Origin of the sequence: Flavobacterium sp. UBA7680 (genome assembly GCF_002482975.1) — a bacterium.
Lineage (GTDB): Bacteria > Bacteroidota > Bacteroidia > Flavobacteriales > Flavobacteriaceae > Flavobacterium.
Map to the genome: position 1 here is coordinate 25953 of NZ_DLHA01000026.1, position 15295 is coordinate 41247.

Genomic DNA, 15295 nt, shown 5'->3' on the forward strand with positions numbered 1-15295 from the left:
AAAATTTATTTATTGTTTGTATTTGATCCCAATTCCTAAAATGTAACCGTTACTTATGTTGAAATCATAAACAGTATGATTATCACCGTCGGTTAATTTGTATTTTTTGTCAAAATCATATCCGGCTTTAAAATTTAAAAACCAGTTTTTATCGACATTTCTCTCATATTCAAATGAGGTTGTCATTTGTGATAAAGTTGCTTTTGCAGCATTTTTATCTATTTCATTCTGAACATTTAAATTGTAAAAACTTCCGTTGAAGCTGTTACTTAAACTAAACTTGTTGCGTATGTTATTCGAATACGAAATCCTTGAATCCGGAAAACCAATCAGCACATTAGCGTTGTCATTTACTTTATAATTTAAAGATGCTGAAGGCAGAAATTTTGGATTTCCAAAAACACTAGTTCGGGCCGCTCCAACGCTTAAAGTCATTTTTGAATTTAATTCCTGTTTTATTTCAAAACTTCCTAAAAGTGTAAAATCAGAAAAACCTAAATTTTCTTGAAAACTGAATGTTGGCGTAACCGAAAAATTCAGTTTTGTTGAATTTGAAATTTCCTGCGAAAATTCAAATTCGTTCTTAATCAGCTGCAGCTTGTCTAAATCTTCAAAAGATTCATAATGACCTAAATCATAGTTTACATTCAAATTCGAATATTCCAGCGTATTTGTAATCAGGCTTTTTGAACTTATTTTTTTGCTGAACGAAACACCAATACTTGTTTCAGTAAAATCAATTTTGTCAGTAGGCTCTGTTTTTAAATTCAGGTGCACCGAAAAATTTTCCTGCGCATTCATATTTAGAAATGACACTAAAAAAACCGAACAAATTATAAACCTTATTTTCATTACTTATTTATTGGTTCAAAAGTAGGTTGGAGAAGGTTTTAAAAAAAAGAAGATATATGTATGACTCTTTTTGATAGACAAAACAGCCTTTTTTAAGGTCGAATGAAATATTTATTTGCGATATTCCATTGTAGATGTTTTTTCGCCGTTGATAGTCTAAAAACACGTGACTGTATATGTTATAGTGTGGTGCAGAAGACTGCATTTTATATTTGCTCAAAAAATTGATTATGGGCAAGTTTTTATTAATGTTGGTTTTTGCTTTTACTATATTTTCCTGCGGTACAGATACTGATGCAGGAAACTTTGTTGTAGGTTCAGATTATTTGGCTATAAATAATAAAGTGGTGATGATCGACACGCTCACGGTCGAAATGTCTACCATAAATTTCGATTCGCTTATTACTTCGGGACAAAGCCGTATTTTAATTGGGAATTATGATGATCCTATTTTAGGAAAAGTAAAATCAAACAGTTATTTCCAGCTTTCTGCAAGTTCTTATGCCTTGAATAATTCAGGTTCAGATACAGAGACTGTAAATTTTGTTTTTGATTCTATCTCCATGATTTTAAAATATGATAACTATTATTACGGAGATACTACTCAGGTTCAAAAATTTGATATTCATCGATTAACCCAAAAAGTAAAACCAAATAAAGACGATGATAGTTTTTATAATAATTCAACCTTAACTTACAGCGACGAAAGTCTGGGCACTGTTTCGTACAAACCCCGCCCAATAGAAAAAGATTCTATTAATATTAAAATGAATAAGGATTTTGGAGAAGCCTTTTTTCAAAAAATTAAAAAGAGAGAAATCACTGGTTTGGATAATCTTACTGAATACTTAAAAGGATTAGTGCTTGTTCCTTCAAGTTCTAATTCATCAAGTGTAATAGGTTTTCACACTACTACCAGCAAAGTTCGATTGTATTATTCAAAATACCAGGGCGACGCCGATGCCGATTCTTTTTTTATCGATTTTTTGATGTCAAATACTTCCACACAGTTTAATTCTATATCGCTCGATAAAACAGGAACTATAATTCAAAATCTCCCCATTTCGACCAGTAAACTTTCAAGTTCCTTAACCAACAAACAAGGTTTTATTCAGTCCGGAACCGGAGTTGCCTGCCGCATTGATTTCCCGAATATAAAACAGCTTAAAAATATTTCAAGTAACGGAGCCATTGTCGACGCTCAAATGTTTATAAAACCTGTAAACAATTCTTATTCTGATAAATACCCTCTGGCGGATTCTTTAAAAGTATATGTAGGCGATAATTTAAACAGAATTAGCGGCAGTTTGCTTAATGCTGCAGGAACTGCAGTTTATGGAACTTTGAGCCAGAAAAGCGATGAGTTTAATGAAAATATAGGTTATACCATTCCACTAGGCAGTTTTCTTCAGAAAGAAATGCTAAAAGCATCAGATTCAAGATCATCCCTGATATTAACATTGCCCGGAATTTCTAAATCAGTTAACCGACTTGTTTTAGGAGATCAAAAACATCCCGAAAATAAAATTCTAATAAAAATTTATTACCTCTCCTATTAAATGAAAAAGAAAATAATTTTTGTAAGCTGCTTCATTTTAATGGCGCTGACTTCATTTTCTCAAAGTATTTCGAGTTCTCCCTATTCATTGTATGGTTTAGGAAGTGTGTATGATGCCGATTTTGGTGCGATTTCATTGATTGGATCTTCCGGAATTGCTTTGCCATCAGAAGGTTTTATCAATAATCTAAATCCGGCGTCTTTAGGTTTTATGTCTTTAAATCATTTTATGCTTGATGTTGGAGGAAAAGCCATTGGAACAACTTATCAGAGTAAAACCAAAACAGAGAAACGAAATAATTTTCAGTTTTCGCATTTGGCTTTTGCTTTTCCGGTAACTAAGAATTCTGGGTTTAGTATTGCGCTTAAACCGTATTCGAGTTCTACGTATAAAATTTCAAATCTTTTACTGCCTATTGCCGATAGCCAGGAATCGTATAATTTATCCGCCACGGGTTCTGGAGGACTAAATGACTTCGATTTCTCGTATGGATATCGTTTTGGTAAAAAACTGACGGTTGGAGCTACTGCCGCTTTGTTATTTGGAAATATTACAGACGACCGTACCTTTACGATTTTGAATTCAATTACTAATGTTCATAAAAAAACAGATTACAACGGATTTCGTGCTACTTTAGGAACGCAGTATAAAATCGATTCCACATTGACAATTGGAACAACTTTTAAACTTCCGGCACAAATTAAAGGCTCAAAAGTTCAATCTGTTCAAACGTCTACAGATGGAGTTATTAATGTTATTGAGTCTGAAGCAGCTTCGGATGTGGATGATTATTATATGCCTTTAGAAATAGGAGTAGGGATTAGCAAACGATTTAAGAATGTTTTGAACATGACTTTGGATTACGAAAAAAGTTTGTGGAATGATACCAGACAGTCTGATCTTTATGGAGATTTTGTAAATCAGGACAGATTTGCCCTTGGATTTTCTTATTTTAATGCCAATAGAAATATGCGGAAATATTGGGATAGGATAACCTATTCTGCTGGAGCAAATTTTGATACCGGTTATCTTGAAGTTGACGGAAAAAGAGTTAACAATGCCTCAATATCAGTCGGAATTAATCTGCCAATCGAAAACACTTCTTCTGCTTTAAATATTTCATATTCCTATGGGCAAAGAGGTAGAGTATCAGAGAATCTTATAAAAGAAAATTATCATAAGATAACCCTTAATTTATCTTTAGATGGAATTTGGTTTGTGAAACGAAAGTTTGATTAATTAAAATTCTTTTTCAATTACCGGATATTTATCTTCTAAAATAGATTTTAAAACTGCAGGATTTGAATTGACATAAAATATAGGTTCGCTTTTTGGAGTGTCAGTAAAACCGACTTTTTCACGCAAAATATTTTGTGTTTGTCTTGCTACTGCCTCTCCAGAATCTATGATTTGAATGTGGTCAGGAAGTATCTTTTTAATCTGCGGAATTAAATAAGGATAATGACTGCAGCCTAAAACAAGATAATCAATATTGGCATCGATCATAGGCTGTAAATATTCCTCTAATAACTGAGTCATTTCCGGAGAATATAAATTACCATCTTCAATTAATTTAACCAGACCGTAACCAACCTGCTCAATAATTGTAGTATGCTGAAACATCTCTGCCGTTTTATTAAACAGTTCACTGTTTAAGGTTCCTTTTGTAGCCAGAATTCCAATAACTTGTGTTTTAGAATTATTGGCAGCAGGTTTTATTGCAGGTTCAATTCCTATAAACGGTACATCATAATCATTACGAAGTTCCCAAATTGCATTTGTTGTTGCAGTATTACACGCAACGACAATTAATTTGCAATTATTTTCAAGTAAAAACTCTACATTTTTTTTACTTAAGGCAACAATCTCTTCTTTTGTTTTTTGGCCGTAGGGAGCATTTTTGCTATCGGCTAAATAAATTGTTTTTTCGTTTGGAAGTAAATCGTGAATTTCTTTCCAGATTGAAGTTCCTCCAATACCAGAGTCGAAAACGCCTATAGGATTATTGTTTGTCATAATACAAAATTAGTATTTTTTGAAATAAAAATATATTCCAATTTAGTAGAAATCTGGAAATATTAATGAATTTTAATTTTAAATAAATGTAAAAAAAAACTGCTTAAATTTTAAAAATTTAAGCAGTTTAATTAAAGGAATTCGTTTATTAGAATCCTAAGTCTTTTTTCACGTCAGCAGTAATGTTTGGACCATCAGCTAATAAAAGAGTAGAACCATCTAAAACATATTGGAAACCTTTAGCTTTACCAACTTTTTGGATAGAAGCTCTTACTTTTTCCATTAAAGGTTTTACGATATCAGTTTCTTTTTGTTGAAGTTCTTTTTGAGCATTGTCTCTGTAATCAACAATTCTTTTTTGCATATCCTGAACTTCTTTAGAACGATCTCCGTTTACAGCTTCAGTTACAGTTGCAGCTTCAGCTTCGTACTTTTTAATTTTAGTTTGGTATTCGTCAACCATTTTTTTGTATTCAGCATCATATGTCCCACTTAATTTTTGCAGTTGATTTTGAGCATCTAACATAGCAGGCATTTTCGACATAATCTCGCTAACATCAACATGGGCAACCTTCGCCTGTGCGTTCATTGTATTACTTGCTCCTAAAATAAGTATTGCAGCAATTAGTAAAGTTTTGATTTGTTTCATCATTTTAAAAAATTAATTAATTATTGGTCGTATTTGTTTTTTGTGTTTCGGCCTCTTTTGCTTTTTTAGCCGCTTCTCGTTCTTCGAGTATTTTTTTTCTTCTCTCTTCTAATTCTTTTTTACGCTGTTCGTAAAGCTTTTGTCTTTCTGCCGCTTTATCTACTGCCGGCTCTGTAGCTGCTGGGTCAGTAGTTGTTGTTGCAGCAGGTTTAGCTGTTTCTCCAGGTTTAGCCGTTTCAGTTGTTTTTGCTGCTTCGGTTGTTTTTGCTGGTTCAGAAACCGTGCCATTTTTTTTAGCTTCTCGCTCTGCCTGAATTGCTTTTCTTCTGTCGTCGTATTCTTTTTTCTTAGCTTCCTGCTCAAGTCTTCTGTCTTCAATCAGTTTTTCTCTCGCAGTTTTCTTTTCATCCAAGGCTTTTTGACGATCTGCCATTGCCGGATTTTCATCAATTGCGTTTTCTTTACTTTCCTTAGCTTCCTGATCTTTCAATTGTTTTTTAGTCAATTGTTCTCTTTTCTCAGTTCTGTTTAAAATACGCAGTACCTGATCACTAATATCGAACCTTTTATTGCTAAAAAGCATTGTCAAATCTGACGATTTATCAAAAATGAAATCATAATTTTTAGCTTCTGCAATATCCTGAACGGCTGTAAAAACCTGATCCTGAATTGGTTTTGCTAAAGCTGATTTCTGTCTCATTAAATTTCCGTCAGCGCCAAATTGCTTTTGTTGATACTCCAGCATTTCGTTTTCCTGAAATTTAATTTCAGTTTCTCTTTCATCAATTAACTCTTTAGTTAATAAAGCTTTTTCAGCCTTAAGATTTTCTTTAAGCGTATTGATGTTTAATTTTTTGGCTTCTATTTCTTGTTTCCACTTTTGAGCTTTTAGCTCTAATTGTGATTTTGCTTCTTTGTAATCAGAAACATTTTCCAAAATATATTCCATATCAATGTAGCCGATTCTAGTCGTCTTACCTTGAGCCTGACTTGTATTTACTGCAATCAAGACTAAAAATATAAATAAAAACCGTTGTTTCATAACATTACTTTATTTTGAATTTTTAGCCAAAGGTATTAAAATTTGTACTAAAACCCGCACTAAAATTGTTGACCAATAATAAAATGTGTTTCCCAGCCATTTGCCTTGTTTGTAACAGACCCTGGAAGAGCATCAAAACCGTAACCGAAATCAATTCCTAATAATCCAAATGCAGGCATGAATACACGTAAACCAGCACCAGCAGAACGATTTAAATCAAACGGGTTATAATCTCTAAACGTTGGATAAGACGAACCTGCTTCTAAAAACGTCAATGCATAAATCGATGCAGACGATTTTAATGTAATAGGATAACGTAATTCCATCGAGAATTTGTTATAAACAGTAGCTCCAATCTGTTGTCCTAATGAATTAACAGGTGTCAGCGAGTTGTTCGGATAACCTCTTAATTGTATTGTTTCTCTACCATCCATAGAATAGTTTGCCATTCCATCTCCTCCTAAATAGAAACGCTCAAACGGAACAACACCTCTTGATTGATCATAAGCTCCTAAGAAACCAAATTCTGTTAATGTTCTTAAAACTAATTTTCCATACACTTTAGTATACCAGTCCGCTTTAAATTTTACTTTATAGTATTCTAACCAGTTATATTTCTTTTGATCGACCTTTGCAGCATCAGTGTCAGCGCTCTTATAATCAGATCCTACACTCACATATTGAGAAGATCCGTTGATAGTTTCAGCTTTCATATAATCACCAGGATTTATAGGCTGTCCGTCTGGACCAGTTTTTGCCTCTCCGGTATATTGTACTTTATATTCTTTTTGATTTCCTAAATCTCCGTAATTAACCCCGTTAAATAATGAATAAGGAGGTGTAACTTTTGCAGAGATACTAAATTCAGAACCATAAGTTGGGAATATTGGGTTAACCCCTTTATTACTTCTTGAAAGTCCTATAGTATAAGCAAGGTTTCTTGATGCTCCGTTACCAAATGTAAACAACCCTGTATAGTAATTGTTTAAGTCATAATGCTGATAACTTACAGATTGTGAAAGAACGAAATAATCATCCGGCACCGTTAAACGCTTCGCTAAACCAACTTGTACTGTAAAAATATTAAAACTTTGGCTTCTATCTACAGTTCTGGTTACATAATTGTTATTGAACTGTTTACTGTATGAAATAGAAGAACTAAACTGTACTGGTTTTTTACCTCCAAACCATGGTTCAGAGAATGATAAACTGTACGTTTGGAAATAAGTACTTCCTTGTAAACGAAGTGCTACTTTTTGCCCGTCTCCCATAGGAAGTGGTTTGTAAGCATCTTTATCAAATAATTTTCTTGCCGAGAAGTTGTTGAAAGATAAACCTAAAGTTCCAATGAAACCTCCTCCGCCGTAACCTCCTTGAAGCTCAACCTGGCTAGATCCTTTTTCTACTAATTGGTATTCGATATCAACAGTTCCTGCGGCAGGATCAACGTTTCTAAATTCTGGTTTAATAGCCTCCGGATCAAAGAAACCTAATTGACCAATTTCACGAATAGTTCTAACTAATTCTTCTTTGCTGTATTTGTTTCCTGGCTTAGTTCTTAACTCACGGTAAATAACGTGGTCATTTGTTTTGTCATTTCCAGTAACATATATTTTATTGAAATAAGCGATAGGACCTTCTGTAATTCTAATCTCAAAATCAATTGTATCGTTTACAGTTTTTACCTCTACAGCATTAATCTTAGAAAATAAATAACCGTTGTTTTGGTATAAGTTCGTGATATCTTCTCCGTCAGGTTTTGTGTTATCAGCGATTCTTTTTTCTAGTAAAACACCATTATAAGTTTCCCCTTTTTTGATACCTAAATAACGGTTTAACTGCTGATCTGAATAAACGGTATTACCTAAAAACTTAATATTTCCGAAGTAATATTTATTTCCTTCTTCTACATTAATTTTTATCGCAAGCATATTTTTGTCTTTGATATAAGTAACAGAGTCATAAATAATACGTGCATCACGATATCCTTTTTCTTTGTAAGTAGCGATAACTTTTTCTAAGTCAGTTTTGTATTTTTCAGGAATAAATTTAGACGCTTTGAAAACACGAAGCAGGTTTTTCTGTTTCGTATCCTTCATGGCAGCTCTTAGTTTTGTATCGCTAAGCTGTTGATTTCCTGTAAAATCAATACTTTTGATTTTAACTTTATCTCCTTTATCTACTCTAACAAGCATGTTTACCTGATTTCCTGCAGTACTGTCAGGAGTGGTAGTAATGGTAACTTTTGTATTGTAAAAGCCGTCTTTTTTATACTTGTTTTCGATGTAATTTTTTGTAGTCGTAATTAAGTTTTCGTTTACAATTTTATTTTTAGTTAAATTGTTATCCTTAATTAATCCTTCGATTTTACTTTTCTTAACGCCGGTGATTTTAACTTCATTTAATTTTGGAAGTTCAACAATATTTAAATCTAAATAAATACTGTCATTTTGTACCTTATTAATATAAAAAGAGATCTCGTCGAAAAGACCTAGTTTACCTAATTTTTTGATAGCGCCAGTGATTTCTTCACCGGGAACTGTTATTTCATGACCTACCTGAAGGCCTGAGAAAGTAACAACAGTCTGCTCATTGAAGCTTATTTTACCAACAACAGAAACTTTAGCCAGAATATATTTTTTTCCTTGGTCAAAAGGAACTCTATCTTGAGCTTTAACTTGTGAAAAACTACCCAATAGTAAAAGGGTACAGATTATTTGTGGTATTCTTTTTTGTAACACTAAAAAATTATTTAATTTGTTCACTGGTTTTTCCAAATCTACGTTCTCTTTTTTGATAACTAATAATAGCCTCATATAAATCTTGATCTTTAAAGTCTGGCCACAAGACATTAGTAAAATATAATTCAGCATAGGCAATCTGCCACAACAGAAAATTACTTATTCTATGTTCTCCACTTGTTCGTATTAATAAATCTACGTCAGGTAAATTTTGCGTGTAAAGATGCTCATTTATAATTGAATCGTCAATAGTGTCTATTGAAATTATATTATTTTTAACTTTATCACTAATCACTCTAACAGCATTTACCAATTCCTCTCTGGAACCATAGCTTAAAGCAAGGGTTAACGTTAGTCTGGTGTTGTTTTTGGTCTTCTCAATTACGTCTAAAAGTTCCTTTTGTGCCGATTTTGGTAATTTATCAAGATTTCCAATAGCATTAAGTCTGATATTGTTTTCTTGAAGTGTAACTAGCTCTTTTTTTAAGGAATTGATCAATATTTTCATTAACGCCTCAACTTCAAGTTTAGGACGATTCCAGTTTTCTGTAGAAAAAGCATACAAGGTTAAGTACTCAATACCTAGTTTGGCACAAGTTGTAATTGTTTTTTTTACAGATTTGGTGCCGTTTTCATGTCCAAAAGCTCTTAAAAAGCCTTGTTGTTTAGCCCAGCGCCCGTTTCCGTCCATAATAATGGCCAGATGTTTTGGTAAGTTTGATTGATCTATAGAGTCTAGTAAATTCATTTTTATTATTCTGCGCAGTAGCAAGGTTTTTGTCCAAAGGTATAAGTTAAAGTAATACCTGAAAAGACATACCAGTCTTTATTATTTAAATTTCCGAATTTTAAAATGTTTTCATTGCTGGTATCAGGATTACTGCCGTCAATATTGTCGGTAAAAGTATATCGAGCTCCAACTTCGGCACCTATAATAAAATGAGGAGTTACATTTGATTTGATTCCGAGTGTTATGGGTATTGCAAATGAATTTGAATTGATCTTTTGCGTTGTATTAATGCTGTTGATATTACGGTATAAGCCATCATAAATAAAAAAGCTTAAACCTGAATATATATAAGGAGTAATTTTTGTGTGATAATCATGAAGATTAAAATCGAAAAAATTAAATTCTAAACCAGCAGAAAATTCTTTTACCTCGTTTTCAAAACGATATCCTCTGTTGCTGCGGCTTGTTTCGTCTGAATCTGCATCATTTCCAAGAATATTAGATTGTGTATAAGAGAAACGATAAGAATGTCTTGGACTTTTGTTCCATTTGTACAAAATACCAAAAGCCGGTTTATTTGGGTTAATGTAAGTTGTACTTCCAACATCACCAACAAAGTTACTTCCGCCAATAAAAACACCAAGCTCATTGATTTGAGCATTAAGTGTAATAAAAGGGAAAAAACATAACAATAAATTAAAAATTTTCTTCATTTAATTCAAAATTGCGTGCAAATATAATAATTATCAATACGAATCAAAGTTCCTTTAGATAAATGTGCTTTTTTTTCAATTTACATTATGATTTTGAGCAATTTAATGATGATTCGCTATATGCAGAACGAGAAAATGTGGTATTATCGTATAGTGATGAAGGAGAAAAGAGTTTAATTTCTCTTGTCTTCTCCCCAGAGCAGTTTGTTTCTTAAGGTTTTTAAGAAAGTTTCGCCCGGTATTTCAACCATTTTTATTTTATAATCTGTTTTTTTAATCTTAAGAACCGATTCGTTTTTTACCGAAGAAATTCTGGAATCTAAGGAAACCAAATATTGGTCTTCTCTTCCTGTTACGCGCAAAGTAATTTCAGTATCGTCTGGTATAACAAGTGGTCTGGCGGTTAAATTATGGGGAGCAATTGGCGTAATTACTAAACTTTTTACATCTGGAGTTAAAATAGGTCCTCCGCAGCTTAATGAATATCCTGTAGATCCTGTTGGAGTAGAAATGATCAAACCATCTGCCCAGTAAGAATTTAAATATTCATTGTTTAAATAAGTATCAACAGTAATCATCGAAGTGGTATCTTTTCTGCTCACTGTAACCTCGTTCATAGCAAAATTAAGTTCTGCGAATGCATCATTTTTAGGTTCGCAGGATATACCCAGTAAAGTTCTTTCAGAAGTTGTATAGTTTTGATCGATGACAAATTGCAATAAACTGTCAATATTTTCTTTTTGAACTTTGGCAAGAAATCCTAATCTTCCTGCATTTATACCTAATAAAGGAATACCTGAATTACGAACAAAAGCCGCAGCTCTCAAAATTGTTCCATCTCCTCCAATACTAATAAGCATTTCAAAACTATTATCTAAAGTAGTACTTGGAGAAAAAGTTTGATATTCCTTTTTTACAAGCTGCTTATCGTAAAGCATATCCAGAAAATTTTCTTCAATTACCATTTCTACATTATTGGAATTGAAAAACGAGAAAATGTCTTTTATAATAGGTTCGGTACTGTTTTGATAATATTGTCCGTAAATGGCTATTTTCATTCTTCTTAATTAGATAATGAGGAAATGTGTTAATTTGATAATTTATTAGTTGAGAACATTTTCTAATTTTCTCATTGATCAATTTTCTAATTTAAATATTAAGATACTTGTCTAAATAATCAGAGCGTTCTTTTAAGCTATTAATATAGGTATCTTCCTGATGCTCTGAAATAATTTCATAACCATATCTTCTATACGTCTGAATAATTTCATTCATGGCTCCCAAACCTATTTTGATAGTAATTTGAACATTTTCGATATCAGCTTCAGAAACAAAACAGCCTAAAATTTTACCATTATTGCTTTCTACAATTTGCGTTACTTCGCTCATCGAATAATCCAGCAGTCCTTTTTGAACAATAATAATTCCTCCTTGTTCCTTTAAAAATGGCGTTTCCTGAAAAAACTTCATAATATCTTCCATTTCATAATAGCCTATGTAACTATTATTCTCATCAAGAATTGGAATAATATTAGTGTGATTTTTTGCGAAGACTTCCAGAACATCCAGCCAGATCATTGATTTTCTGGCAAAAAAACGTTCTAAAGTATATTTGTAGTCAATAGCTTTTTTATCGGTATCAAACGTTTCAACATCATCAGAAGAAATACTTCCAATGAAAATCCCATCTTCTAAAATCGGGAAATGAGAAAAATTTACATCGATAAAAAAGTCCTGAATCGAGGCTATCGTTTCCTGACTATCAATCGCTCTGAAATCATTTGTGATATAGTTTGTAATTTCTGTCATAAATCAATCGAAGATATTTGATGCAAAATAATCAAAAAATACCAAAAACTGCTGCGTTTTACTTTGTATTTTTGTCGTAACAAATATAGTGTTACTTGAATTAATTATCTATTTATATGACAAAGTTAAGTGTTAATATCAATAAAATTGCAACGCTGCGAAATGCAAGAGGCGGAAATGTACCTGATTTATTAAAAGTTGCTGTCGATATTCAGCGTTTTGGAGGGCAGGGAATTACCATACATCCTCGTCCGGATGAGCGCCATATTCGCTATCAGGATGCGCGCGATTTAAAAGCAATTGTTACTACCGAATATAATATTGAAGGAAATCCGCAGCATAATTTTATTGATTTAGTTTTAGAATGCAAACCAGATCAGGTTACTTTAGTTCCAGATGCAATTGGTGCTATTACATCTTCTGCAGGTTGGGATACCATTAAAAATCAAGATTATTTAACCGAAGTTATTCAGGAATTTCAAAGAAACGGAATCAGAACATCCATTTTTGTTGATCCGGTTTTAGAAATTATCGAAGGAGCTAAAAAAACAGGAACGGACAGAATCGAATTGTATACTGAAGCTTTTGCGCATCAATATGATTTGGGAAACAAAAACGGAATCGATCCGTATGTAAAAGCTGCAGAATTAGCAAACGAATTAGGTTTGGGAATTAATGCGGGACACGATTTGAGTTTAGATAATATTCAGTTTTTTAAACAAAATATTCCGGGATTATTAGAGGTTTCTATTGGTCACGCTTTAATTTCAGAAGCACTTTATCTTGGTTTAGATAATGTTGTGAATATGTATTTGAATAAATTGAAGTAAGATTAAAATTAAAACAATTATAACCTGATGTAATTGGGTTATAATTGTTTATTTTCGCACTTTTCTTATTAAAATTAAGTGTCGAAATCTATTATTCTTTTTTTACTATTATCCTTTTCCAACCTTTTTGCACAGTCAAATGTTAGGATATCAGGAAATGTAAAATCATCCGAAAACCAAAACTTAATTGGTGCAAATATCTCTTTTGAGATAAACAAAAAACAGCTGCAGACTATTACAGATACTTTAGGTAATTTTTCAGAAAATATTCCTTCAGGAAATTTGGTTATAAAAATTAGCCATCAAGATTTTACGCCAAAAACTATTTATTGCAATCTTCAAAAAGACACCACATTTTCTATTGTTTTAGAAAAAGATATTTCGCTTTTAAAAGAAGTAATTATTTCAAATGATAAAAAAAGCGGAATCAAAACTTTATCTGGCGGCAAACTTTCTTTTAATTTAAAAGAATTAAACGCTGTTCCAACACTTTTAGGAACTACAGATATTATAAAACTTTTGCAGCTGACACCGGGAGTACAAAATTCTGGAGATGCAAATGGTTATTTATATGTTCGCGGTGGTGATCCCGGACATAATGCCATTTTATATAACGAAGCACCCATTTATGGAATGTCTCATTTACTTGGGATTTTTCCTTTTTACAACGCAGATCATATTAAGGATGTAGAATTTGACAAATCAAGTTCGAATGCAAAATATGGCGGACGATTGAGTTCGACAACAGTTTTAAATACTAATAAAAAATTACCGTCAGAATTTTCTATTCAGGGAAATGCCGGAATTTTGGCATCGCAAGTAACATTGGCAGTTCCTTTAAATGATAAAACAGGATTTTATATCTCTGGAAGAAAAACTTATATAGATGAAGTTGTAGGCCCAATATTAAAATCTGGTTCAGATAGCAATGATGTTCAGGATATGAAATATGGTTTCTCTGATGCGAATTTTACTTTTGTATCTCAAATTTCTAAAAAGAACCTATTTTCATTAGACGCTTTTTTTAGCGGAGATGAATTGAAAATAAAAGATGAGAATCTGGCACTGCACACGAATTTAAAATGGAGCAATTTTACAGTTTCCCCATCTTTAACCACAACATTTTCTTCAAAAGTAAGCATGTCTAATTCCGTTTATTTTAGTCATTATTCTAATGATTTAAGTATGGAACAGGCGACAATTCAATTTGGAGTTTCTTCTTTTGTAAAAGATTTTGGGTTTACAAATGCCGTACGATTTTCAATTCATAATGTTCCATTTGAGTCAGGATTGCAATATGTTTATCACAATTTGCAGCCTCAAAAAGTGAACGTAGAAAACCTGACAACACTTGATAATTATTCCCAAAGAATAATTAATGCCAATGAAGCAGCGATTTTTGTAAACGCAAAACCTAAGTTATTTGAAAACGTAACGGCCGATTTAGGACTTCGAATTAATTATTATACTTCTGGGTCAGACTCTTATTTACATTTTCAACCCCGCGCTGTGTTGAATTATTATGCGAATGAAAAATATTCATTTTATGCTTCATATAATCGACAATATCAATATTTGAGTTTGATAACAACTTCAAGCGTAGGAATTCCAACTGATTTTTGGATTGCGAGTTCTGATGGAATAAAACCGCAATCGTCTAATGAATTTGCTGTTGGTTCCAATCAAAATATTACCAGAAATTTTTCTTCTTCATTTGGCGGATTTTATCGTTCGATGAAAAATCTGCTTGAATATCCGTATGGAATAACGCAGTTTAATGAAATTACAACGTTGAAAAATGATTTGTATGTGGGAGAAGGAAAAGCGTACGGATTTGAAATGATGCTGAAAAAAAGCAACGGAAAATTTACGGGCTGGCTGAGCTACACATTAAGTTGGTCTGATCGAAATTTTGATGAATTGAATAATGGGAAAACATATTTTGCGAAATATGACAGACGCCATAATCTTTCTGTAGTTGGAATGTATGATTTAAACTCAAAATGGAATTTTGGAGTTACTCAAATATTTGGTTCCGGAAATCGATTCACGATGCCAACTTCATGGTACTTCATTAACAACAATCCTGTTAAAGAATATTCAGGATATAATAATGCGCAAATGCCAGATTATATTAGAACTGATCTTTCTGCCAATTATTATTTTATAAAAACGGCTAAAAAAGAAAGTGCTTTAAACTTTTCTATTTACAATGCATTCAATATATCAAACCCGGTTTATGTTGTTTTAGATGTAGAAGTAAACGAAGATAAAAGCAAAGTTGTGGTAAAACAGGAAAAAAAGGTTTTATATAGAATTCTTCCTTCTGTTAGCTGGAGATTTAAATTTTAAAG

At 32.4% G+C, this 15295-nt stretch carries 13 protein-coding genes; 4 read left to right on the forward strand and 9 right to left on the reverse strand.

Going from position 1 to position 15295, the window contains the following annotated elements; translation table 11 throughout:
- Positions 1-9 precede the first annotated feature (9 nt).
- On the reverse strand, positions 10-801 hold the full coding sequence (locus B3C18_RS09935) for a DUF6268 family outer membrane beta-barrel protein (RefSeq protein WP_291146198.1): 792 nt from the start codon (positions 799-801) through the stop codon (positions 10-12).
- A gap of 281 nt (positions 802-1082) precedes the next feature.
- Here B3C18_RS09935 and B3C18_RS09940 point away from each other — a divergent pair, with 281 nt between their 5' ends.
- Together B3C18_RS09940 and B3C18_RS09945 are read left to right on the forward strand one after the other, a co-directional pair.
- Positions 1083-2411, forward strand: coding sequence for a DUF4270 family protein (locus B3C18_RS09940; protein WP_291146200.1), 1329 nt, complete (start codon positions 1083-1085; stop codon positions 2409-2411).
- Positions 2412-3650 (forward strand): aromatic hydrocarbon degradation protein, encoded by a 1239-nt coding sequence (locus B3C18_RS09945; protein WP_291146202.1) that lies wholly within the window; start codon positions 2412-2414, stop codon positions 3648-3650. It abuts the gene before it with no gap.
- Here the strand turns inward: B3C18_RS09945 and murI are convergent, their stop codons facing one another.
- The 8 genes from murI to B3C18_RS09985 all read right to left on the reverse strand — a co-directional run bounded on the left by murI (position 3651) and on the right by B3C18_RS09985 (position 12111).
- On the reverse strand, positions 3651-4427 hold the full coding sequence (gene murI, locus B3C18_RS09950; protein ID WP_291146204.1) for a glutamate racemase: 777 nt from the start codon (positions 4425-4427) through the stop codon (positions 3651-3653).
- 148 nt (positions 4428-4575) lie between these two features.
- Complete coding sequence (locus B3C18_RS09955) at positions 4576-5079, reverse strand: OmpH family outer membrane protein (RefSeq protein ID WP_177178064.1); 504 nt, start codon at positions 5077-5079, stop codon at positions 4576-4578.
- Positions 5080-5092: 13 nt separating this feature from the next.
- Positions 5093-6118: an OmpH family outer membrane protein gene (locus tag B3C18_RS09960; protein WP_291146207.1), complete on the reverse strand. Its 1026-nt coding sequence runs from the start codon at positions 6116-6118 to the stop codon at positions 5093-5095.
- 59 nt (positions 6119-6177) lie between these two features.
- Positions 6178-8934, reverse strand: a complete 2757-nt coding sequence (locus tag B3C18_RS09965; protein WP_291146209.1) for a BamA/OMP85 family outer membrane protein — start codon at positions 8932-8934, stop codon at positions 6178-6180.
- On the reverse strand, positions 8867-9607 hold the full coding sequence (locus B3C18_RS09970) for an isoprenyl transferase (RefSeq protein ID WP_053471628.1): 741 nt from the start codon (positions 9605-9607) through the stop codon (positions 8867-8869). Before B3C18_RS09970 ends, B3C18_RS09965 begins: the two co-directional genes overlap by 68 nt.
- Before the next feature lie 5 nt (positions 9608-9612).
- Positions 9613-10302 (reverse strand): DUF6089 family protein, encoded by a 690-nt coding sequence (locus tag B3C18_RS09975; protein WP_291146211.1) that lies wholly within the window; start codon positions 10300-10302, stop codon positions 9613-9615.
- A gap of 173 nt (positions 10303-10475) precedes the next feature.
- A complete protein-coding gene (locus B3C18_RS09980) occupies positions 10476-11360 on the reverse strand; it encodes an NAD kinase (RefSeq protein WP_291146213.1) in 885 nt (294 codons plus the stop codon).
- A 91-nt stretch (positions 11361-11451) separates the two neighbouring features.
- Entirely contained in the window at positions 11452-12111 is a 660-nt protein-coding gene (locus B3C18_RS09985) for a CBS domain-containing protein (RefSeq protein ID WP_056204554.1), read from the reverse strand.
- A gap of 116 nt (positions 12112-12227) precedes the next feature.
- On the opposite strand from B3C18_RS09985, the gene B3C18_RS09990 reads away from it, so the two are divergent.
- Entirely contained in the window at positions 12228-12941 is a 714-nt protein-coding gene (locus B3C18_RS09990; protein WP_053471624.1) for a pyridoxine 5'-phosphate synthase, read from the forward strand.
- A gap of 78 nt (positions 12942-13019) precedes the next feature.
- On the forward strand, positions 13020-15293 hold the full coding sequence (locus B3C18_RS09995) for a TonB-dependent receptor plug domain-containing protein (protein ID WP_291146217.1): 2274 nt from the start codon (positions 13020-13022) through the stop codon (positions 15291-15293).
- Positions 15294-15295 lie beyond the last annotated feature (2 nt).